Genomic DNA, 23,948 nt, shown 5'->3' with positions numbered 1-23,948 from the left:
ATTAACTAATTGATATTTTTTATAGATTATTTTTATGTTAACGGCAAGTAAAAAGTCATTTATTCTTTTGATATTTGTGAGCATACTTAATTAGGCAGAATTAAGAAGTAAACCACGATTTTTATACATGAATTTTAATTTTCTCTCCCCTGTTTCAGACGTAGTTTTAGCTCATAATGAGTTGTTGTCTATGCAAGCGTTGGGGCGTAAAATTAAAATCCATTCCGCACAAAAGGGACTTCCAGATTTGGAAGGAGCTAAAATTGCCATTATAGGCGTTTTAGAGAATAGAAACGACATTAATTATATTGGTGAAGAGTTTCAACTAAACGAAATACGAAAGGCTTTTTATGGACTTTTTCCAGGAAGTTGGAACACTACAATTGCCGATTTAGGGGATATAAATAAAGGTGAAAGTGTTGAAGATACTTATTTTGCTTTAAAAACCACCATTAGTATTTTAATCAAAAAAAATATTATTCCTATAATAATTGGAGGCACGCAAGATCTTACTTACCCCAATTACCGAGCTTATGATACTATAATGCCAATGGTTAATATAGTAAATGTGGACTGTAAGTTTGATTTGGGTGATTCAACAAAACCTATAAAGAATGATAGCTTTGTAGGTAAAATAATTTTGGAAGAACCTTACAACCTTTTTAACTACGCTACCGTAGGGTATCAAACCTATTTTAATTCGCAAGAAGAGAAAGATTTGATGGATGGTTTGTATTTTGAATCGTATCGTTTAGGAGAAGTTTCAAAGGATATCACGCTTGTAGAACCAGTGATGCGAGATGCAAATATTGTGAGTGTTGATTTAAATTCACTTAAAGGTTCAGAAGTAAGTTCAAATCAAAGACTCTCGCCAAACGGTTTAAATGGCAAAGAAATTTGCGCGATAACGCGTTATGCAGGCATAAGTAATAAAGTGAGTTCTTTTGGTATATATGAATATAAACCATCTAAAGACGATGAAATGACATCTATGCTAATAGCACAAATGCTTTGGTATTTTGTTGAAGGTGTAAATTGCAGAGTTAAAGATGATGATTTTACAAACGATAACAACTATCAGAAATATATAACGCTGGTTGAAGACCAGGAATTAGTGTTTTATAAAAGTAATAAGACAGGGAGATGGTGGATTGAAATACCTTTTTTAACAGAAATTAACAATAAACTGAAAAGGCATACGTTATTACCTTGCATGCATCAAGATTATTTGGATGCATGTAATAATATGGTGCCAGAACGTTGGTATAAAGCTTTTCAAAAGAACTGTGTTTAGGTCTGAAAATAGCCTAAATGCTCATTTCATCGGTAAAACGCCAAATTTTCACGATGAAATGTATTTTTTTTCGCTAAATAGTTGTTTTTTTGAAAATATATAAATATGTTTACGCTCTCAAAATAAAGCTTATACAATTAACCTCGAGTTTTCTATGGATATGAAAAAGTTTATATTATTAACCGCAGTATTAACATTACTAGCTAGTTGTGGCTCAAATGATAAAGGCGAGCTAGTGGGTGTCAAAGGTAAAAAATGGCATCCAGAAAAACCTTACGGAATGGAGCTCATTCCTGGAGGTGCATTTATAATGGGTAAAGCTGATGATGATTTAGCTGGGATTCAAGATGCTCCAGCTAAAACAGCTACAGTAAGAGCCTTTTATATGGATGCTACTGAAATTACAAATAGCGAGTACCGTGAGTTTGTGAATTGGGTAAGAGATTCTATTTTACGATATAGACTTGCAGTTTTAGCCGATGAAATTGGCAAAGTGCCAGAAGACGGAGGTATAGGTGAGTATGCTTTTAAAGATGCAGATACAGCTAATATGTCTGTTTATGAAAAGTACATGTTTGAAAACTATACAGGATTAGGACCTACTGGATACGAAGGAAGAAAAATTAATAACAAAATTGCTTTAATTTTTGATACCTCTAAATATCCAGATGAATATTATACCGAAGTAATGGATAGTATGTATTTGCCTTTAGAAGATTCTTATAATGGACAGCGTACTTGGGATGTTAAAAAGTTTAAATTCCAATTTAGCTATATGGATATCCAAGAAGCAGCTAGAAATAGAGGTATTAAACGTAGAGATGCCATAGTAAAAGAAGAAGTGGAAGTATATCCTGATACAGCAGTATGGATTAGAGATTTCGCATATTCTTACAATGAGCCAATGCATAATGATTACTTTTGGCATGATGCTTATAGCGAGTATCCGGTAGTAGGTGTTACTTGGAAACAAGCAAAAGCCTTTTGTGAGTGGAGAACAATTAAGAAAAATTCATATCTAAAATCTAAAAAAGGTGCCACTTTGGTAAACACGTTTAGGTTACCATCGGAAGCTGAGTGGGAATATGCGGCTCGTGGAGGTTTGCAAGCAGCAACATATCCATGGGGTGGGCCATATACAAAAAGTGATAGAGGTTGTTTTATGGCAAACTTTAAACCTGTGAGAGGTGATTATTCTGCGGACCAAGCACTTTACACAGTTGAAGCCAAGTCTTATGAGCCAAATGATTACAACTTGTATAATATGGCTGGTAATGTAGCCGAATGGGTAAATGCATCTTATGATCCATCATCCTATGAATTTACTTCAACGATAAACCCAAGTGTAAATGATAAAAACAACCAGCGTAAAATAGTACGTGGTGGTTCTTGGAAAGATGTAGCATACTTTTTACAAGTTAGCTCTAGAGATTACGAATATGCAGATTCTGCAAGAAGTTATATTGGTTTTAGAACAGTTCAAGATTACATGGGGACACAAGTAACTGGAGGAAGAAGATAAAACTAATACATTTGAATCAAATCAATAATAATTTTATAACCTATTAATTAACCTACTTAAGTATTTACTTAAATTAAAAATCAAAAATTATGGCACAGTCAAAAGCAGGCAAAAAGTTCATGAATATGGCTTACGGATTAGGAGCAGCAATTGTAATTGTTGGAGCGCTATTCAAAATTATTCACTTTGAAATTGGACCTTTAACAGGTAACTTTATGTTAACCCTTGGTCTTGTAACAGAGGCAATCATCTTCGCATTATCGGCATTCGAACCAGTAGAAAACGAATTAGATTGGTCGTTAGTTTACCCGGAATTAGCAGGTGGACAAGCATCTAAAAAAGAAAAAAGCGAAAACCCAGAAGGATTATTATCTAAAAAACTAGACAATTTATTAAAAGAAGCTAAAATTGATGGCGAATTAATGGCAAGTTTAGGAGAAAGTATTAAAAACTTTGAAGGTGCAGCAAAAAATATGTCGTCTAGTGCAAGTTCAATTGAAGCTTCAAAAAAATATGGTGAGGAATTATCATTAGCAGCAGCTCAAATGGAATCTTTGAATGGATTGTATAAAGTGCAATTAGAAAGTATCAGCAAACAAGCAACAATTAACGAGGAGTCTGTTGAAAATGCCGCAATTTTAAAAGAGCAAATGAAATCATTAGCATCAAACTTATCTTCATTAAACAATGTGTACGGCGGTATGTTAACTGCAATGAACAAAAACTAATTAGGAGTTAATCCCAAATTTTTATAATTAACCAAAAACCCTAATTAGACATGGCAGGAGGAAATTTATCACCCAGACAGAAAATGATTAATCTGATGTATTTAATATTTATAGCGATGCTAGCGTTAAATATGTCTAAAGAAGTGCTTTCAGCATTCGGATTAATGAACGAGAAGCTTACGGAGTCTAATCAAGCAACAAGTGAAAGAAATGCTGCTTTCATGGCAAGTTTAGAACAAAAGGCTACAGATCAACCAGAAAAATATGTTTCTTTAAAATCTAAAGCAGATCAAATTGATGCGTTAGCTTCAAAATTTGACAACTATTTAGAAACATTGAAAGCCAATATGGTTGAAAAAATAAAAGACCCTACCGATTATGAAGTAATGGATAAGGGAGACTATCTTGATAATAATTTCTTTAAAGGCGCAAAATTAAAACCAGAAGGTCAAGAATTTTTAGATCAAATGGCTGGATTTAGAGAAGGTGTGGCTAAAATACTATCAGGAGAAGATGGTATGAAATCTGTTGTAAGCGATGTAAAAGAGAAGTTTAGCACCGACGATGTTACCAATAGAGATGGAATCAAACAAGGTTGGTTAGATTATCACTATAAAGGATTTCCTTTAGTGGCATCTTTAACCAAAATGACACAGTTGCAAGCCGATATTAAAACAACCCAATCGGAAATATTAGCAACTATGTTACAAGGTACACTTGCTAGTGAAGTATCTATGTCCAATTATACAACTTTAATGGAAACTTCAAAATCGGCTTATTTTAATGGTGAGCAGTTTGATGGCGAAATTGTTTTAGGTCGTACAGATGCTACAACAAAACCAAATAGAGTAGAATTAACTTTAGATGGAAGAAAGCTTTCAGAGAAAGAGTATTCTATTGAAGGCGGTAAAGTTAAATTGAAAGTAGGCGCAGGAAGCGTGGGAGAACATAAAATTCAAGGTAATCTATATTTCGCTCAAGATGGTGAAGAGTTACCGGTACCAGTAAACCAAACCTTTGCGGTTGTAGCTAAACCAAATGCAGCCACGATTTCAGCAGATAAAATGAATGTAGTTTACCGTGGTGTTCAAAACCCAATGACTATTTCATTCGCAGGTATTGCCGATAATAATGTAACAGCAACGGCCCAAGGATTAAGCAGAGTAAGTGGTAGTAAATACGTTATGGACGCTCAAAAAATTCAAGGAAGAGAAGTTACAATTAATGTTACTGGTAAAATTGATGGACAAACCGTTAGTGATAAAGCAACGTTTAGAATTAAAGATTTACCAAAACCAACAGGTACATTAAGAGGTGAAGATGGTTCATTAAGTATGCAAAGAAATGCCCTTGAAATTTCAACAGTTGGCGCTAAATTTGAAGATTTTGATTTTGAATTACCATTGCGTGTAACAGGTTTCAAATTTAAAGTACCAGGTCAACCTACTATCGAGGTTAATGGTAATAAACTAGATGCAAGAGCAAAAGCAACATTACTTAAGGCTAAGCGAGGTGAAGGTATTCAAATATTTGATATTGAAGCTAAAGCTGATGGATCTAGTGTGATGCTTAAAAAGGTATCTCCTGTATTTATTGAGCTTACAAACTAAAATATTAGGTTTAACAAGTCGTTTATTCCTAGTAATTAATATTATAAGAAGATGAAGATAAAAAGTTTTTTATTAACCGTTACAACTGTTTTGGCAGTGTCTAGTGTATTTGCACAAGCTAATATATTAAACGCGAAAAGTCCTGAAGAAATTGGGGTTAGAACATCGGCACAAAAGGCAATCGACAATGATAAACCATTGGAATATGGCTATGTTGATGATAGAGACATCCTTTATTCTAAAATGGTTTGGGAAAAAATTATTTTAGATGAGCGTGCTAACTTTCCGTTGTATTATCCTATTGATACTAATAATATTGGTAGTGACAGACGTTGTTTGTACGATGTGCTTATGAAAAGCATTAAGGAAGGAAGAATAAAAAACCTTTATGATGATTCTTACTTTAAGTCTAAACGTACTTTAAAGGATATTCAAGCTTCTTTAGTGAAAATTGACACTACTGAATCTGGTATTGAACAAATAAACGCTGGCGAATCTTTATCTGCGGAGTATATTAACAGACGTGATATTTCAGCAGCTGATATAACTGAGTACCATATTAAAGGATTGTGGTATTTTGATAAACGTCAGGCAGAAATGAAATATAGACTTTTAGGAATTGCGCCAGTAGCACCTGATGTTAACTTTATAGATAGTGATATGCCTGATTTAGTTGAATTATTTTGGATATTTTATCCAGATGCTAGAGAGGTATTGCACGAAGCGAAATCATTTAATAACAAAAATAGTTCTATGCCATTTTCTTTTGATCATGTGTTGAATTCAAGACGTTTTCAAGCATATATTTATAAAGAAGAAAATGTACAAGGCGATAGAGCAGTCACTGAATATATAGCTGAAAATGCTTTAATGCAGTTGTTAGAATCTGAAAGAATTAAAGAGAAAATTAGAGATTTTGAATTAGATATGTGGACATATTAGTTCAAATCATTTAAATTAAAGTTAAAGGCTGTCTGAAAAGACAGCCTTTTTTTTTGGAATTAATTTTAAAAATCTGTCTTCATCTTGTATCCGGAGTAAACAGTTTTATTTGTTGTTTTATTTGATTTTTGGGGGATAAACAATCGAAATTTAATCCTTTACGAATTAGTTATAATTATGTTATCTCTTGATATTTTATTAGCCTTGAGTATGAAGTGATAGGAAATGGCCTATAATTTAAAAACATTGCGCTATAATTTATAAAAATTGTTGTTTTCAGATGCTAATATTACAATTATCAAATGAATTATGAATCATTTCAATTTTTTGTATTTATAAAAGAAATAATTCTAATTTTAAAAAACAACTAAATGAAAAATAACATTACTCAAAAGGAATTAACCAATCCTAATTTTAACAAGAGCCTAATTATAGTGATGGCTCTTTTATTTGCTATTATGGCTCCGCTTCACGCACAATTTGTGCATCCAGGAATTACACACAAAAAGTCCGATTTAGACCGTATGAAATATATGGTGGAGGCACAAATAGACCCTTGGTACACATCATATCAAGATATGGTAGCCGATTCCAAGTCTAGTTATGATTATGTAGTGCGGGGAGATGCAAGTTTTACAGAATTAGGAAGAGATTCAGGTGTAAATGAAAGTGCATGGAATAGCGATATTAGAGCTGCCTATTATAACGCTATTAGATGGTATGTAACTGGAGATACTAGGCATGCCGAAAAATCAATTGAAATATTTAAGGCATGGAGTAATCTTACATCGGTTACCAGCGGAGGTACCGATGCCTTAAGTGGAGGTATAGGTTACATCATGATTGAAGCTGCCGAAATTATAAAAAGTACTTATTCAGGTTGGGCACCTGCCGATTTACAAGCGTTTAAAGACATGTTGGTATATCCTGGATATTCTTCAACTACGCCAGTAACAGGTCCAAACAAAACCTTTTATTGGATGGCGTATCAAGGGGATTCAGGACGCCATGGAAACCAAGGATTATCTGGTTGGCGTACCGTAATGGCTATGGGTATATTTTTAGATAATGAAAAAATGTACAATCGTGCGCTTAAATATATACAAGGAGATTTAGCATCTCATTTAAATGATATACCTTATCCAGCAGGTCCAAGTACACATACAACCCTGAATCCAGAGAAGTCTAATGAATATGCTGACGATTACAACGTTAATCGAGGTAATAGTATCGCTAATTACGGTTTTAATGAAGTGATGACCAATTATATTTGGGAAAATGGCCAATGTCAAGAAAGTTCAAGGGACCAAGCACATACAGCCTTTGGTATTGGGTTGCTCACATCCATGTCTGAAATGGCATGGAATCAAGGAGTAGATTTATACAGTCATGCTAACGATAGATTGTTATTGGGGCTTGAATACAATATGAGATATAACGTTTCAGCAATTCAATCGTATCCAGACCAACCAACTCCATGGGTGCCAACAGTGGGCTCGGGTGAATTTATACAACGTTTTGATAGAACAGAGCGTTGGTTTTCAAAAGCAATCAGTCCTGATGCCGTAGGAGGGTTTCCTAATAGTAGACCCGTGTTTGAAATGCCTGTTGCCCACTTTATAGGCAGAGGTTTTAAAACTGAAGCTGATTTAAAATGGACAGTACGTGCGCGCGATAAATCCATAGAAGTAGGCGGTTATGAAAAGGCGGGCTGGACCAATGATGCTATAGGTTGGGGCGGACTTTCTGCACGTAGACCTGCATTTTGTTATGGAGACCCTATTAGTGGTTTCGATTCCAATAGTTTGCCAGTATATGATATGAATGTGATTCCAAACATGATTGAGGCAGAAAATTTTGATTATGATCCAATTAAAAATGGAGAAGGTCGTATCTATCATGATTTAAGTGCTAGCAACACTGCAGGAGCATACAGAACTATGGATAACGTAGACATAGAAGCTACTGCTGGAGGAGGATATAACTTGACTTCTATAGAATCAGGCGAATGGCTTACCTATACCGTTTCGGCTCCCGAAACAGCTGTTTATAGTCTTACCATTCGCTATGCAGCTTCTCAAGCAGGAGGAACTATTAAAATTAGTGCAGGGGGAGAGGAGAAAACGACTGATTTAGTTGTTCCCTTCGGCGCACCAAACTCAACGGGAGATACTGATTGGAAAGAGTATGTTATTGCTAGTGATATTATTTTAAATAAAGGCGTTCAAAGTTTAAAATTAACTTTTGGTGGTGTGTCAGGATCTTTTAAGCTTGATAATTTTACATTAACTCAAACTGGTATCGTAAAACAAGACCAAACCATAAAGTTTTTTACTATTCCAAACAAAGTTGTGGGTAGTGCAGATTTTACTCCTGAGGCAACCGCAAGTTCGGGTTTACCTGTAAGTTTTTCAAGTACAAACACATCGGTAGCAACTATTGTAAACGGAAAAATACATATAGTAAGCACAGGAACTACAACTATTACGGCTACGCAAGCAGGTGATGCAAATTACAACGCAGCCCCTAACACAACCCAGGAATTACGTGTTGTTGATGCGGTAGATGGGTCAATTAAGCTTTTAACTATTGCAGATACTTATGTACACGAATCAGCCATAACAACTAATTATGGTGCAGCTGATAATTTGGTAACAGCTTCTACGGGACGCTATGCGTATTTTAAGTTCGACTTAAGTTCAGTGCCAGGTCCCATAGTTTCAGCAAAGCTAAGGGTATATCAAAGAACAGGTTTTAGATATCTACGCAGTGTTTACGATGTTGCAGATGATAGCTGGACAGAAACTGGAATTACCTGGAACAACAAGCCTTCTTTTGAAAATGAACGAGCTCGTATTACTACGAATCCAGCTTGGAATGAATGGGATGTTTCTTCATACACTGCTCAAGAATATAACAATGATAAAATAATAACCGTAGTGGTTAAAGACCCAATCGATCCCGTACCTACTGCAAAAGGTATTGATTTTTACCCAAAAGAGTTTGATTCAGGTAATTTTACACCCGAATTGGTTATTGAGTATTCTAGTGAGTCATTAAGTGTTTCTTCCGAAGATATTAATGTAAATATGTATCCAAACCCTGTTTTGAACGATCTGCATATTTCGTTGGATACTGCAAACTTGAATATAAAAGATACTGAAATAGCTTTGTATACCTTAAACGGGCAAAAAGTAATGCAAACAAAATTAGATACCAATTATGCTAAAATGGATCTTTCTAAATTGAACAGAGGTGTTTATATTTTAACAATAAAAGATGCTTCTAAAAGTATTACTAAAAAAATAGTGAAATTATAAGTTTAATTACCAATTGACAAAAAAACTGTTTTCTTAAATGGGTAATAGCTAAACAAACCTAAACTATTATGAATAATTAATAATGATTAAAAGTTCTACTAAATGAAAGTTTCGTAGAACTTTTTTTGTATGGTAATAGATTGATAAAAACCACATTAAAATGATTTATAAGTTAAAGCCAAAGGATGATAATTTATATTCTATTAACAATCTGATTACTAATATTGATTATTGATGTTTGGCTTTATTTTTTTTAAGCTTCTCAGAGCAAAATTCACCAACAACTAAAACTAAATTAAACATGAAAAAAACTATTTTTCTATCTTTTACATTCTTAACTTTTAAACGAACGTCACTCGGATACATTTTCTTTTTGATACTCGGGTTAGTATTCACAAATGTTAGTGCTCAATTGGTACATCCAGGTATATCCCATAAGTTATCAGATTTGGAACGAATGAAACATATGGTTGAAGCAGGCATAGAACCTTGGGCAACTACGTTTCAAAACCTTAGCAACCACTCTAGAGCTAAGTATACTTATCCTATTAATGTAGATCCGGCTATTACTACGGAGTACAATAGCACAAGTGACGCTTGGTTTATTAACGATGGCACAGCGGCTTACTATAATGCCTTAATGTGGTATATAACTGGCGATTCAAGACATGCTGAAAAAGCCATAGAAATTTTTAATACCTGGAAAGGCTTAAAACGAAATACCATGACAGTGCCACTAAGTTCTGGTAGAATTTGGAGAATTATTGAGGCAGCTGAAATTATTGCACACACTTATGATGGATGGGCTGCATCCGAGATTCAGGAATTTAAAGATATGCTTGTATATCCAGGCTATTCTAGTACCACAGTGCCTACAGCTGCCATAAATAGTGGTGATGTAACCTTTTATTGGAGAGTGTACCAAGGGGACCCTGCAAGACATGGAAACCAAGGATTATTTTGTATGAGAACCATGATGGCTATGGCAATCTTTTTGGATAATGAAGTTATGTATGATAGGGCCCTGCGTTACCTTCAAGGAAATTCGCATCGTCTAGATGATTTGGCTTATCCATCGGGGCCGCCAATCAATAATACCCAAAAGGTGTCATGCGAGTATTTTGATGAATTTACTCAGGATGGATTCGCATCTACCATACCAGATTACGGCTATAATGAAGTAATAAGCAATTATATTTATGAAAACGGTCAGTGTCAAGAATCATCTAGGGATCAAGCTCATGGTTTGGCAGGTGTTTCTACCATCGCTGTAATGGCCGAAATGGCATGGAATCAAGGTGATGATTTATATGGACATTTAGATAACAGACCGCTTTTAGGCTTAGAATTCTATTACCGTTACAACCTAAGTTATAATAATGTTTATCCAGACCAAACAAGTCCTTGGGAACCTACAGTAGCTTCAGGTGAATATATTGAAAGAACAGATCGTTCCGGTAGATGGAAGGCATTGAAAATAAATCCTTATTTGGTTTGTAGTGTTGGAACTGAATTTATTGAACGCGGAAAGCACAATCTACAACCAGTTTATGAAATGAATTTAGGGCATTACAAAGATCGGTTAGGATTACCAAGGGACAATTATAAATGGTTGCAAAGAGGTTTCGACTATTTAACAACACAATCAGGTGTAGAAGGTGAAGGAACAGTAACCGATCACCCGGGGTATGGCGGGTTAAAATTCCGTAGAGTTAGCCCTGGGGATCCTATTAGTGGATTTGATGGAAATGGACTTCCTCAATACAAAATGAATGCATTACCAATGACTGTTGAAGCAGAGAACTATGATTATTTTGTGCTTAGTGGAGAAGGTCGAGTATATAGCGATAATGCTACTGGTAATTCAGGAAATCAATATAGAACAGATGAAAATGTTGATATTGAAGTATGCTCAGAAGGAGGTTATAACATAACGGATATAGAGAGCGGAGAATGGCTTACTTATACTGTAAACGTGCCTTCAAATGGAACTTATGACATAAGCATAAGATACGCAGCAGCCAATGCAAATGGAAAAATAAAATTTAATTTTGGAGGCGAAGATGTTACTTCGGATGTTTCAGTTCCTTTCGGTGCGCCTAATTCTACAAGTCTAACAGATTGGCAAAATTTCAAAGTAGGGAATGCGGTAACGCTTACAAAAGGTGTTCAAGCAGTAAAAATTTTATTTAGTGGCGCAAGTAATGCCTTTAAATTAAACAGTTTCACGGTGTCTTTAGTTGCGGTAGAACCAGATCCTATAAACCTAGCCGTTGCACACGGAACAGCAACTCAATCTACCAACAGACCTAGCGATGGTTTTGCGCCCAATGCTATAGATGGAAATACTAATGGTGTTTTTGGAAACGGTTCTGTAAGTCACACAGGAGGCAATGCTACTGTAGATCCTACACCTTGGTGGAAAGTAGATCTGGGTAATAACTATAATATTGAAACTATTAAAATTTTTAATAGAACTGATTGTTGTTCAGATAGATTAAACAATTTTACTGTAGAGGTTTTAGATGCTAATGACAATGTAACATTTAGTCAGTTTTATGCAACAGCACCTAGTAACGCATTTACAATTACCACTGGGAATGTTGTTGGTAGAACAGTAAGGATATCAAAGACATCCTCTACGGCGCTTACTTTGGCAGAAGTTGAAGTTTATGGTGTTGATGCTATAGTATTATCAAACATAAAACATGAATTAAACCAGGTAAAGATATATCCAAATCCAGTAACCGATGTTATCACAATTAGTAATGCTATTGGAGCAGAAGTGGAGATTCTTAACATCTTAGGAAAATCAAAGCTAAAGGCAAAGGTTGAACAATCAAATCAAACAATCGATATAAGCCATTTTAATAGCGGTGTATATTTTGTAAGGTTGAATAAGAATGGCGTTATGGCAAGTAAAAAAATAATTAAAAAATAAACGAAGTACCTTCCTATGAAAACTCAAAACAAGAAATTTCGTTTCATAAATAACATTTTTTACGTTGTGTTGTTTACGTCTGGAATATTGGCAACAGCGCAATCAATTACCGTAAATTCAACTAATTACAAACAAACAATTGATATGATAGGAGGCGATATGGAACGTAGCGCTTCTGCAATTCAAAATGCTAAGAATAAAACAGAAATTATTCAATGGGGTTTTGGAGATATTAATTTTAATGTTTGTAGAGTTCAATATGATAAAAATCAAGAACTGGTTGAAGGTGTTAAAAACTGGTCGTTTTATAACAAGCAAGTTGCTACCATGCAAGCCATAAAAGCTATTAATCCAGATATTAAGTTTTTTGCTACTATGCGGTCTGATTATGATGGATATGGAGATGATAATAATATGCCCGATTGGATACATACTTACAATACAAAGGTAACAGATGTTCAAAAATATGGTGTGTTTTTAGCTGATTACTGCGAGTATATGAGCCAGCAAGGGGTGCCAATTACTTTTCTTTCAACAGCAAAAGAATGGATGTGGCATGTAAGGGCTTCAAAAGCCAAAGATATTATCAATACCTTGTACAGTGAATTAGATAAGCGTGGTATTCAAAGGCCTGTAATTTCCGATCAAGGATTCTGGAGTATTTCTCAGGGAATAACTTATTTAGGCCATGTAGAAGATCTTGGCACCAAAGATATGTATCATTCTTTTTGTAGTCATAATTATGATAATGAAGCTCCTGAAAAATGGGTTGAGATTATACAAAAGTCAGCCGCATTAGGAAAACCTATGTATGATGATGAAACTAGTACAGGAAGTGGCTCTCCAACGTATGGAGAAGAACGGGCTATGTTTAAACAAATTGATGAATACATAAAGAAAGCGCAAAGATATGCGGCTGGTTTAAGCGGAGAGATTTTCTTTGAAATTTGGTCTCGTGGTATTGATAAAGAAACGAGGGCTATTTATTATCCGGCTTCTGGAACAGGTACAAGGCTTAGAGGATATTATATGATGAAACAATTTTCTAATAATATCTTAAATCATACCTATGTTACAGCTTCGGTAAATGACGCTTCAAAAGTCTATACAATGACTTTTAGAAAAGATAATAAAATAGTGCTGTGGGTTATCAATGAAGGTACAGTTGAGTATACCCTGCCAATAAAAATGGATCAATCTACAATTACAAGTAGTGTGGCATCACATTACTGGACGAATGATACTCCTATTGAAGGTTCTACAACATCTTACACCGCTTCAGGTAATACATTCATTCCAACGGTTAAAGGTGAAAGTATGAATTGCTACATATTTGATGTAACTGAAGATGCTGTTGATGTATGTAGTCTGCCAAAAACAAATTTATATGAAGCTGAATGCTACGATGCGATGTTAGGTGTAGGAACGGAGGCAAGTAGCGAGGGGACAGATAATGTTAGCAATATTAATAATGGCGATTGGATTAAATTTGATGCTATCGATTTTAGTACAGGCTTAAACAAATTTAGTGCACGAGTTGCTAGTAATACATCAGGCGGAAAAATTGAACTACGCACTGGCAGTAGTACAGGTGCTTTGATAGGGGAATTGGATGTTAATAACACGGGAGGTTGGCAAAATTGGACAACAAAAGTTTCAGTTTTTAATGTAGTAAGTGGTGTGCACGATTTGTATTTGGTGTTTACGGGAAGTACAGGTAGTCTGTTTAATCTAAATTGGATAAAGTTAGAAGCAATTCCTCCATCTGTTACTTTAGTTGCAACTCCTGGTTATGAATTAGTAACTCTAGAATGGTCATTGAATTATGTAGAATTAGGAACTCAAAATATATACAGAAATACGAGTCCTAACCCGGCAACACGTACTTTAATAGCAGGAAATGTTACTGGAACAAAATATGAAGATAAGACAGTAACAAACAATGTAAATTATTGGTATTGGGTTGAAGCTATAGATGCATCGTCTGTTGTAATTAATTCTGAGGCAATTGCGGCGACTCCATCTGCGGACAATTTGGCTTTAAATGGTCTAGCATCCCAATCTACAACGGCTTATGATGCACCGGCAGAAAGAGCTATTGATGGTAATACCGATGGTGATTTTAACAACGGCTCTGTAAGCCATACGGCGCCATTGGATAATGATAAATGGTGGCAGGTTGATTTAGGTGAAGATAAAAAAATTGAATATATTACGATTTATAACAGAACACAACAGTCTTATAGTGAACGATTAAATAACTTTACAGTAAACATAATTGATTCAGAAAACAATACGGTTTTTTCACAGTTTTTTGTAGATTATCCAGATCCTTCTGTCAATATAAATACAGGGTCAGGAGGTGTTATTGGTCAAATAGTAAAAATATCTAAAAGCTCTGATGAACCAATAACTTTGGCTGAGGTAGAAGTTTATGGAATAGATATTCCAAATCCTGGGTCTCTTGACTTTGCTTTGAATGCTGTTGCAATATCTGAAACGGAAATTAATTTGAGTTGGAAAAAAGGAGTATTTCAAGAAGATGGTTTCAAAGTAGAAAGAAAGGTAGGTAATGGCACTTATCAGGAAATAGCAAGCTTAAGTGCAAATAGTTTGACTTTTAGTGATACAGGACTCACTCCTGAAACCACCTATACGTATCGGGTGATGGCATTTTACACAGGAAGAGCTTCAAATTACTCTGTTGAAACACCAGTAACTACTTTTAATTCTGATTTTGAAACCGTTATTTATAATGCTACTGAAGATGTTTATGTAAGGGGTGGTGACTCTGCAGGGCTTAATTTTGGTACAGCAACTAATCTTGTTGTAAAAAAGGGAACTGTTGATAATTTTTTCAGAAAAACCTTATTAAAGTTCAATCTGACTAACAAAAATTTGGTGAAGGAGGAGATTGGCCGGGTAATACTCAAACTTTATATAAAATCGGGAGATAAATTCACGCTTACGGCATCTAAAATTGGCAATGATTGGTCAGAATCTACGGTTACTTGGAATACTGCACCAGCAACCGGAGGAACAATAACTTCAACAGATATATCAAGTAATGCAGGCTTTTATGAGTGGGATGTAACAGCATATGCAAAGGAGCAACTTGCCAATAACGAAAGTATTTCCATTTCCTTAGAGGATTTGGGGGCAACAAATAAAACAGTTGAATTTAATAGTAAAGAAGCTGCAAGTAATGTCCCAGAACTTATATTAACTATGGTAGATCTTAATCCTTTGAGTGTCTCAGAATTTACAACATTAAATGATATTGGATTGTATCCAATCCCTGTTAAAAATATTTTTACAATTACAAACAGTCAAGGTTCTAATTTAGAGATTTATAGCATTGTTGGAAAACTAATGCTTAAAAATAATATAGAAAGTAATCACCAATCTATTGATATAAGCCATTTTGTTGAAGGACTTTATGTAGTAAAGATTAACAATAATGGATATACTACAGCAAAAAAGTTAATCAAAAAGTAAAGCATCTAGTTAACGTTTATTAATGCGGAATAGCAAAAGTCTAATTTTAAATGAAGGCTTTTATTGTATTACACTGTTAACCTTAATTCGATTTTAAATTAAATTAAACGATAGTTTATATTAAATGGATGATAATTTATAATCTAATATTTGCTATTAGAATATCTTTACAACACCACTAAACTAACTAATATATGATAACAAAACTACTAGCTAAAGGAAGTAAAAATCTTAATTTTTCAATTGAAAAATATTATTTCTTCTTAACATTTTCACTAATAAGCTTTTTTAGTGTTTCTGCACAAATAACAGTATCAAGTGTCGCACAACTAGCCAATGTGGCGTCTCAATCTGGGCAAACGGTTACCATGACACCTGGTAATTACTACATGGCAGATTATCTCACAGCAACTGTTATTGCGAATAATACACCTGCCGATGAATTTAACAGAAGAGCGATGATTCGGTTCAGTGGAAGTAACAATACGTTTGATTTTACAGGTGTAACTATTTATGTTGATACGGCCTTATTAAACGATTTAGGGGGTAATGTTATTGAATTTCACTTAACAGGTAACAATATCAATTTTAAAGGTTTAACAGTAACCGATGTGGGATATGAACCTACAGCAAGTGGAGGTCAGTCCTTTGTGGTGTCTGGTGATGATACTGTAGTAGAAAATGTGACCTTGAATATGAAAGGATCATCACCTTATGGTTATGGTGATTTACTAGGAAAAGGCGGTGGAAGTTTAGTTCCCATGAGAAAGCACAGTGGTCTATTAGTTGGAGGTCAGAATGTGACTATTAAGGGGTGTTCAATATATTCGGAATCCTTTGGGCATTTGTTTTTTGTTCAAGGTGGTCGAAATGTGCTTTTCCAAGATTGTTATGCCGAAGCGGTAACAAGAACAACCGACGCTATGTTGGCTGAAACGTCAGGGCCTGCTTATAATTTAAATTTTGAATCTGTTTATCCAAATTATGATGGTGTAAATGTGATTACTCCGGGGTATACCAAATCGTTAAGCGAAGTTGGTTTTCGCACCTATGGTGAAGGCGCCGGAAATACTACAGCAGGTGTAACACTTATAAATTGTACTGCAAGAAACGCTCGTGTTGGTTTTGCTTTAGAAGTAGGTGGCCCTATTTTACTTCAAAATTGTGAGGCTACGGGATGCGAATCTGGTTATAATATTACTGAAGGCAAAGTTGAAAATAGTCGTGGCGATGCTGTTAATGGTCCGTTATTATATTTAAGTGGTTCAAATACCGAAGTGGAATTAGAGTTAATGCCAACACTTCCAACTACCACCTTGCACGCTATTGCTACCATTTCAGGAACCAATCATAAGGTGACTTTAACAAAATATCAAGATAACACAAGAACTCAAGAACATAAAATTCTGGTAGGAGCTACAAGACCAACGGGAACCAATCCGTTTTCGCCTTTAGGCTCTGAATCAACCTCTGGTATTGTTCTGAATAACTGTACAGAAATGCCAGTGGAAATTCTTTCAACTACAAGCTCGAGCATTATCAATACTACGGGAACGGTTACCAATAACGGTACCGGGAACGTAATTAACACCGATTCATGCACGGGTACAGATTCTGGTTCGGGAACTGATGGTTTAATTGATGAAACTTATGAAATTCCTGCAGCTTCTGTAAGTCCAGACCCTTTTTATGGCTGGAATCCAGATGTTAGCGGTACTTTTGGGTATATGGCTATTGATGAAGCTAACGATCAATTGGTATGTACTTTTGAAGATAATGGCTCGGGTTATATAAGGTTTTACTGGCGTAAATTAGACCCAAGTCAGCATAAATTAAATTCAGCTAATTATCCTATTCTTGCCATGAAGGGTAGCAGGCCTGCCAACTACGATAATTTCACGCTTAATTTAAAAAATAACCCTGAGGGAACAGGTAATGATATTCAATTTAAAGATGGAAAATCTACAAACGGTGTAGAAACTTTGTCGTATGCAAAACTGTTACCGGGCACTACCGATGTTTATTATTGGGACTTATTAAATATCGTACCAATTACTGAAACATGGTCGCTTAGTGGTTTTAACTGTGTGAATACAAAAGAGATTGATCCTATATCGGTGATGCGATTGGATTATCTAAAAACATTTAAAAATTTAGATGCTTTAAAAGCTCAAGAAGGTTTGTTAAGTACAGATGATAGAAGCATTGCGGATAATCAATTAAAACTATATCCCAATCCATCAATTAACGGCAGTTTTAATATAAATGCATCTACAATTTCAAAAGCAAATATTAAAATTTATAACGTTTTAGGGAAATTGGTTTTAGAGAAGGATTATCCAGTAAACTCAAAAACGGTTACCGTTTCTCATAATTTAAAATCGGGCATCTACATTGTGAAATTAAACAATACAGGTGTCACTAAATTAGTGGTTAAATAAGTTTAAAGTTCATACCTCATTTTATGAAAAACTTAAAAAAAGTAGCCCTTTTACTATTGGCTTATTTATCAGCTCATTTAAGTGCCTATACACAAACAACGGTAAACTCTATGGCAGAGTTGTTGCCATATTTGGATGATGATGGGGTAAATATCATCATGGCGCCAGGTACGTATGCCATTACTGGAGCGGATATTGATAACGGTTTATACGGAACCATACATCCATTGTTTACAGATAATACCATGCTGCTGAATTTTTCGGGTTCTAACAGTACCTACGATTTTACGGGTGTAAAACTAAATATCGACACGGTTGTTTTTACAAAATTCGGGAGCAACCATGTGAATGAAATTCATGTAACAGGTTCCAATGTGGTAATCAAAAACCTAACCATGGAAGACATCGGTTGGACAAAACCCAACAAAACAGCTTTGGGTATTGCTTTAGATGGTATTGGCAATACTTTAGAAGGTATCCATATGACTGTTAGGGGGTCTTTTCCTTACGGCTATGGGGATATGTTCGGTAAAGGTTCAGGAGCTGTTATTGGGCACAATAAACACGCAGCCATATTAGTGCGGGGAGAAAATAACACCATTAAAAACTGCACCATTATGCACTACGCCTATGGGCATGGAATTTTTGTTCAAGGCGGCATTAATACCACAGTTGAAGGCTGCTATTTAGAAGGCGAATTAAGAACAACCGATGATGTTTTAGCCGAAGCCGGAACAGGATCTCCTGCCGATTTGGTTAACTTTATGACTGTTTACGGTTACACAGTGCCAGCAGGTTGGATGTTCAGTAAGCAAGAAGATGGTATTAGAGCCTACAATAATGGTCCGCATTGGCAAACTGGTGCCACCACAAATACTAGTAACATGATTGTTAAAGATTGTACTGTAAAGAGAATGCGTTCTGGAGTTGTTATTGGATTTGCCGACAATACAAAATATGTTGAAAATTGTACAACCATAGAATGCGAAACCCAATACAGTATGGGTACGGGTGCCACAGTTGTAAATTCAAGAGGCGACACCAAATATGGCCCTTTGTATGTAGATGAATATGATACATCTAGAGATAATACCATGGATTTTACGGTTTTAAGTAATAGAGGTGCCTATGGCAATGATATGTTGGCTTATTTTGGCGGACAAGGTCATAACGTAACCTTCAGGGATACAGAGCCTCACGATGATTCACAAATGGATATCATTGTGTCTGGTGATAGAAGAGGACTGCGATTTGGTCCTGGAACTACAACCGGTTTTGATGCATCGGGTATGGTATTAAAAAATTACACCAATAACCCTGTACTTAGTGGTTCGCTCAGTTCCAATAACAATATTGAGTCTTGTGGCTTGGTAACAAATACGGGTTCTAATAACACTATCAACCAAATAACAACGTGTACCAATGGACAAACAACAACCGATGTGGCTGTACAATGGGTTTCTATGGCACCATATAAATTGGCCTTAAATGTTGGAGAAACACAAGCGTTAACAACTACAATTTATCCAGCAAACGCAACCAATCAAAATGTAACGTATGTAAGTGATAATCCAGCTATTGCTTCGGTAGATGCTAATGGAACGGTTACGGCCCATAAGCTCGGTGATACCTTTATAAATGTTATTTCAGAAGATGGTCATTTAATCGATACAAGTTATATTTCAGCTAGTTATTCAACAGCAAACAATTTAGCTTTGGCAACAAACGGAGGCGTAGCTACCCAATCAACCACAGATTATGGCGGCGTTCCAGAACGAGCCATAGACGGTAATACTAATGGTAATTTCGGAAGTAATTCCGTAACTCATACAGCACACGGAACTGATGGTTCCAATACACTTAAATGGTGGCAGGTAGATTTAGGTTCCAATAAATTAATTTGGGATATAGTAATATATAATAGAACCGGTGGTACTTACGGAACAAACTTAAATAATTTTACCGTTGAAGTTATAAATGCTAATAACGAGGTGGTGTTTTCAAAATTTTTCGCTTCACCACCAAGCCCCTCCATAATCATAAATACGGGTGATGTTGTGGGTAAAGTAGTAAAAATTTCAAAAACTTCAGATAAGGGAATAACTCTAGCCGAAGTTGAAGTTTATGGAACCAATACCTTAAGTGTTAACAATGAAGTAGCGAATAAAACCATAATAGTTCCTAACCCGGTAAAAGATGAATTCAGAATTACAGAAAGTGTGGGTGCTATGGTTGAAATATATAATGTACAAGGTAAATTGCTTCTTACAAAAACCATAGAAAACAATAACCAAATACTTGATATAAGCAATTTTAATAGCGGATTGTACTTGCTTAAAATAGCAAAAGAAGGTATGGTTATTACTAAAAAAATTATAAAAAAATAGAAAGTAGATATAAAGTAGTGCAATTATTCGCAAGAACGTTCATTTTACCTATAAATGAACGTTCTTTTATATGTTTTGAATGATAATTTATAGCTTAACAATATGGATTTCATAATTTAGATGCACAACTTAAACATAAATTAATTAACCAAAACTCTTTATTATGAAAAAAACATTACAATTCTTAATTGCCTTACTGGTGACAACTACATTGAGTGCGCAAACAGTAGGAGATGTCTTTACGGAAGGCGATTACAGTTACAAAGTAACATCGGTTGCACCGAATGAAGTAGCAGTCACGGGAAGTACCTTAACAGCATTAGTGATACCAGATACGGCAACAGATGCTGCAACTGCAACAAATTATAGTGTTACTTCAATTGGAGCTAGCGCATTTGAGAATTCAGCTGTCACTACGGTAGTACTATCATCAAATGTTGTGAGATTAGAATCGAAAGCCTTTGCAGGTTGTGCGTCTTTAAGCAGTATAGAAGGTACAACAAATGTAACTTATTTAGGAACTTACTGTTTTAACAACTGTAAGGCTCTTACAAAGTTGGAGTTTCCTTCTCTTATAGAAATAACTACAGGTGCGATTTATAATTCAGTTGTTGGGGCTGGAGGAATTAGTACTTTTAATGTTCCAAGTTCTGTAACAACTATTGCAAATATTTTCTTGGGAAGACTTAAAAACTTAACGGCAGTACAAGTGAATTGGCAAGATCCGGCTACAGAAGTTACGGTTAACCCCACTCTTTTTTTTAGAGATATAGCTATTGGAACTGAAGGTACGGTAAAATTATATGTGCCATTAGGAAAAAAATCAACTTATGAAACTACAGCGCCATGGAATCTGTTTCATGTTAACAATATAGTTGAAGGAACCATACCAGAGCCACCTGCAGATCCAGTTGGAACTCTATTTACTATAGATGACATTGAGTATAGAGTTACAAGTGTGGATAACCTTGAGGTAGAAGTTGCGTCTTGTGCATTAGCATCGGTAATAGTGCCATCAACGGTGACAAAATTAGATGGTGATGCTCAAACTTATACAGTTACGGCAATAGGAAATTCTGCATTTTTAGGAGATGTTGTTCCGGAGCCAACAGATCCAGTTACTGGTATAAAAATCAATTCTGCCTTAGTGTCTGTAACACTTCCTAATACGGTTAAGGTAATTAAGGGTGATGCATTTATAAGATGTCAAAATTTAGAAACAATAAACCTTGAGAATGTTGTTACAATTGAAACTCAAAATGCGTTTTTTGATTGTCCTAAACTTACCGCTGTTAATCTTGCTGCAGCAACTTCTGTAGGTAATTATGCTTTTCATAGTTTATCAAATAGTACATTAGCCTCAATTAATATCCCAAGTATGGTAACTATTGGTGGGTCTGCATTTAGAACAACTGTAATACCTTCTATAAATATTCCCGCAACTGTTACTTCCATTGGAGGAGCAGCGTTTAGGGATTGTGCATCTTTAACAGAGGTTCAAGTAAACTGGACGGTTGCTAATGAAATTCCAGTAATTGATGCTAATGTATTTGAGAATTTAACATTAAGTGGTATTAAATTATATGTGCCAACTGGTACATCAAATCTTTATCAAGCGGCAGCAGTTTGGCAAGATTTCAATATTGTTGAAGGCACATTAAGCACCAGCAAACTAGAAAAAGAATTAGGTTTCGGTTTCTATCCAAACCCAACAAACGGTGTGGTTACAATTAAAAGCAAGCAACTTAATAACGCAAGCGTGGGTGTTTACGACTTAAATGGGAGAGCTTTGTTGAATAGAAATATCAATGGTACATCTTCAGAAATTAATATTTCAAACTTAGCTTCAGGTATCTATTTATTTAAAGTTAAAGTGGATGATGCTGAATTTACAAAACGTATTGTAAAGCAATAAAATTCGGAGAATAGTCACTCTTTTAAAACCCGTTTCAATAATTTGTTGAAACGGGTTTTTTATTTCATTCAAAAATAGATTCCTAATTAGAAAGTATCTTAAAAAAGGCAAATATAAATCCAGTTAGAGCCAAATGAACCATCGTTTATAGTATATGGATAATTAGTTATACACTTAGTCTTAAATTTTTACAAAATTGCGTAGTAAATCAAACCATTGGTAAATTATTAAGTTCAATATGAAATTAAAACTCAAAATATTACTTTTTATAGTGGCGGTATTGCCAATAGCATTGTTTGCTAATGTAAAAGTGAATGCCATATTTTCCAACCATATGGTTGTACAACGCGAAACAAAAATTCCAATTTGGGGTTGGGCAGATCCTAGCGAAAAAGTAGTCGTAACAGGAAGCTGGGGTAAAAGCGCAAGCACCATAACGGGAGCAGATGGCACATGGCGCGTAGATTTGCAAACACCCAAAGCTGGTGGGCCATATACCATTACCATTTCTGGGAACAATAAAATTGAAATAAACGATGTATTGTCGGGCGAAGTTTGGTTATGCACAGGACAATCGAATATGGATTTTGCCTTAGGTAAATTCCTGAATGATTCCAGAGAACCGCAATACCAGCCATTGGTAGACTATATTAGAAATGAAGTTGCTACGGCTAACGACAACCAACTTAGGCATATAGAAGTGCTTCAGAACACCTCCTTATTTGAAAAGCAAACCGAATTTAAAGGACAATGGATTAGTGCTGTTCCAAATGATGTTAAAAAAATTACGGCTACAGGCTATTTCTTTGCAAAAGAACTGCGCAAACAATTAAATGTACCTATTGGTTTAGTGGAATGTTCTTGGGGGGGTACACGGGTGCAACCTTGGATTTCAGAAGAAACGTATATGGCAGACAAAAACATGAAAGATTATTTTGAAGCTAGCAGAAAGGAAATCAACGAAACCATAAAAATAATGGATGCCGATGATTATGTAGATGCCGATTACGAGCGAGCAATAGCAACTTGGAAAGAAAAAGGGGAAAAAGGCAACAAACCAAAACCAGCTACGCATCCAAAAAAGAACATGCAACTTCCAGCAACCTTATACAATGGGATGCTTAATGCCATCATTCCTTATGCTATAAAAGGTGCTATTTGGTACCAAGGTGAAAGCAATGCGGTTTATATGCCCAATGAATACGAAGATTATTTTACTGCAATGATTAAAGGTTGGCGAGCCGATTGGAATCAAGGCGATTTCCCGTTTTACTGGGTGCAATTGGCAGGCTGCAGAAGAGCCAATGATGAAGCCGATAAAGGTTGGGCAACGGTAAATGATAAATTACG

Annotated in this window: 12 protein-coding genes; all 12 read left to right on the top strand. The window is 35.3% G+C overall.

Translation table 11 applies throughout. The annotated features are described in order from the left end of the window. The first annotated feature begins 127 nt into the window (after window positions 1-127). On the top strand, window positions 128-1,294 hold the full coding sequence (locus tag ABYI63_RS00060) for a formimidoylglutamase (protein WP_372752112.1): 1,167 nt from the start codon (window positions 128-130) through the stop codon (window positions 1,292-1,294). Between the two features lie 160 nt (window positions 1,295-1,454). Further along, on the top strand, window positions 1,455-2,816 hold the full coding sequence (gene gldK / locus ABYI63_RS00055) for a gliding motility lipoprotein GldK (protein WP_372752110.1): 1,362 nt from the start codon (window positions 1,455-1,457) through the stop codon (window positions 2,814-2,816). Between the two features lie 89 nt (window positions 2,817-2,905). Then, window positions 2,906-3,544 (top strand): gliding motility protein GldL, encoded by a 639-nt coding sequence (gene gldL, locus ABYI63_RS00050; RefSeq protein WP_372752108.1) that lies wholly within the window; start codon window positions 2,906-2,908, stop codon window positions 3,542-3,544. A 50-nt stretch (window positions 3,545-3,594) separates the two neighbouring features. Continuing rightward, entirely contained in the window at window positions 3,595-5,154 is a 1,560-nt protein-coding gene (gene gldM, locus ABYI63_RS00045) for a gliding motility protein GldM (protein ID WP_372752106.1), read from the top strand. Between the two features lie 51 nt (window positions 5,155-5,205). Further along, window positions 5,206-6,096 (top strand): gliding motility protein GldN, encoded by an 891-nt coding sequence (gene gldN / locus ABYI63_RS00040; RefSeq protein WP_372752104.1) that lies wholly within the window; start codon window positions 5,206-5,208, stop codon window positions 6,094-6,096. A 371-nt stretch (window positions 6,097-6,467) separates the two neighbouring features. Then, window positions 6,468-9,416: a DNRLRE domain-containing protein gene (locus ABYI63_RS00035; protein WP_372752102.1), complete on the top strand. Its 2,949-nt coding sequence runs from the start codon at window positions 6,468-6,470 to the stop codon at window positions 9,414-9,416. Window positions 9,417-9,717: 301 nt separating this feature from the next. Continuing rightward, window positions 9,718-12,357, top strand: a complete 2,640-nt coding sequence (locus tag ABYI63_RS00030; protein ID WP_372752099.1) for a carbohydrate-binding protein — start codon at window positions 9,718-9,720, stop codon at window positions 12,355-12,357. Window positions 12,358-12,372: 15 nt separating this feature from the next. Beyond that, window positions 12,373-15,855: a carbohydrate-binding protein gene (locus ABYI63_RS00025; RefSeq protein ID WP_372752097.1), complete on the top strand. Its 3,483-nt coding sequence runs from the start codon at window positions 12,373-12,375 to the stop codon at window positions 15,853-15,855. A gap of 194 nt (window positions 15,856-16,049) precedes the next feature. After that, on the top strand, window positions 16,050-18,296 hold the full coding sequence (locus ABYI63_RS00020; protein WP_372752095.1) for a T9SS type A sorting domain-containing protein: 2,247 nt from the start codon (window positions 16,050-16,052) through the stop codon (window positions 18,294-18,296). A gap of 23 nt (window positions 18,297-18,319) precedes the next feature. Further along, window positions 18,320-20,683 carry an Ig-like domain-containing protein gene (locus tag ABYI63_RS00015; RefSeq protein ID WP_372752093.1) on the top strand — a complete coding sequence of 788 codons (2,364 nt, stop codon included), beginning with the start codon at window positions 18,320-18,322 and terminating at the stop codon, window positions 20,681-20,683. Between the two features lie 163 nt (window positions 20,684-20,846). Continuing rightward, a complete protein-coding gene (locus ABYI63_RS00010; RefSeq protein WP_372752091.1) occupies window positions 20,847-22,598 on the top strand; it encodes a leucine-rich repeat protein in 1,752 nt (583 codons plus the stop codon). Window positions 22,599-22,836: 238 nt separating this feature from the next. After that, a partial coding sequence (locus ABYI63_RS00005; protein WP_372752089.1) for a sialate O-acetylesterase occupies window positions 22,837-23,948 on the top strand: 1,112 nt, incomplete at its 3' end.

The sequence above is a fragment of the Mariniflexile sp. genome (assembly GCF_041583155.1).
GTDB lineage: Bacteria > Bacteroidota > Bacteroidia > Flavobacteriales > Flavobacteriaceae > Mariniflexile.
The sequence above is the reverse complement of the archived record's forward strand: the minus strand, read 5'-3'. Positions and strand labels throughout refer to the sequence as shown.

Bases quoted from the DNA above. Each gene is read 5' to 3' on its own strand.
- ABYI63_RS00060 (WP_372752112.1), top strand. From the start codon at position 128: ATGAATTTTAATTTTCTCTCCCCTGTTTCAGACGTAGTTTTAGCTCAT.
- gldK (WP_372752110.1), top strand. From the start codon at position 1,455: ATGAAAAAGTTTATATTATTAACCGCAGTATTAACATTACTAGCTAGT.
- gldL (WP_372752108.1), top strand. From the start codon at position 2,906: ATGGCACAGTCAAAAGCAGGCAAAAAGTTCATGAATATGGCTTACGGA.
- gldM (WP_372752106.1), top strand. From the start codon at position 3,595: ATGGCAGGAGGAAATTTATCACCCAGACAGAAAATGATTAATCTGATG.
- gldN (WP_372752104.1), top strand. From the start codon at position 5,206: ATGAAGATAAAAAGTTTTTTATTAACCGTTACAACTGTTTTGGCAGTG.
- ABYI63_RS00035 (WP_372752102.1), top strand. From the start codon at position 6,468: ATGAAAAATAACATTACTCAAAAGGAATTAACCAATCCTAATTTTAAC.
- ABYI63_RS00030 (WP_372752099.1), top strand. From the start codon at position 9,718: ATGAAAAAAACTATTTTTCTATCTTTTACATTCTTAACTTTTAAACGA.
- ABYI63_RS00025 (WP_372752097.1), top strand. From the start codon at position 12,373: ATGAAAACTCAAAACAAGAAATTTCGTTTCATAAATAACATTTTTTAC.
- ABYI63_RS00020 (WP_372752095.1), top strand. From the start codon at position 16,050: ATGATAACAAAACTACTAGCTAAAGGAAGTAAAAATCTTAATTTTTCA.
- ABYI63_RS00015 (WP_372752093.1), top strand. From the start codon at position 18,320: ATGAAAAACTTAAAAAAAGTAGCCCTTTTACTATTGGCTTATTTATCA.
- ABYI63_RS00010 (WP_372752091.1), top strand. From the start codon at position 20,847: ATGAAAAAAACATTACAATTCTTAATTGCCTTACTGGTGACAACTACA.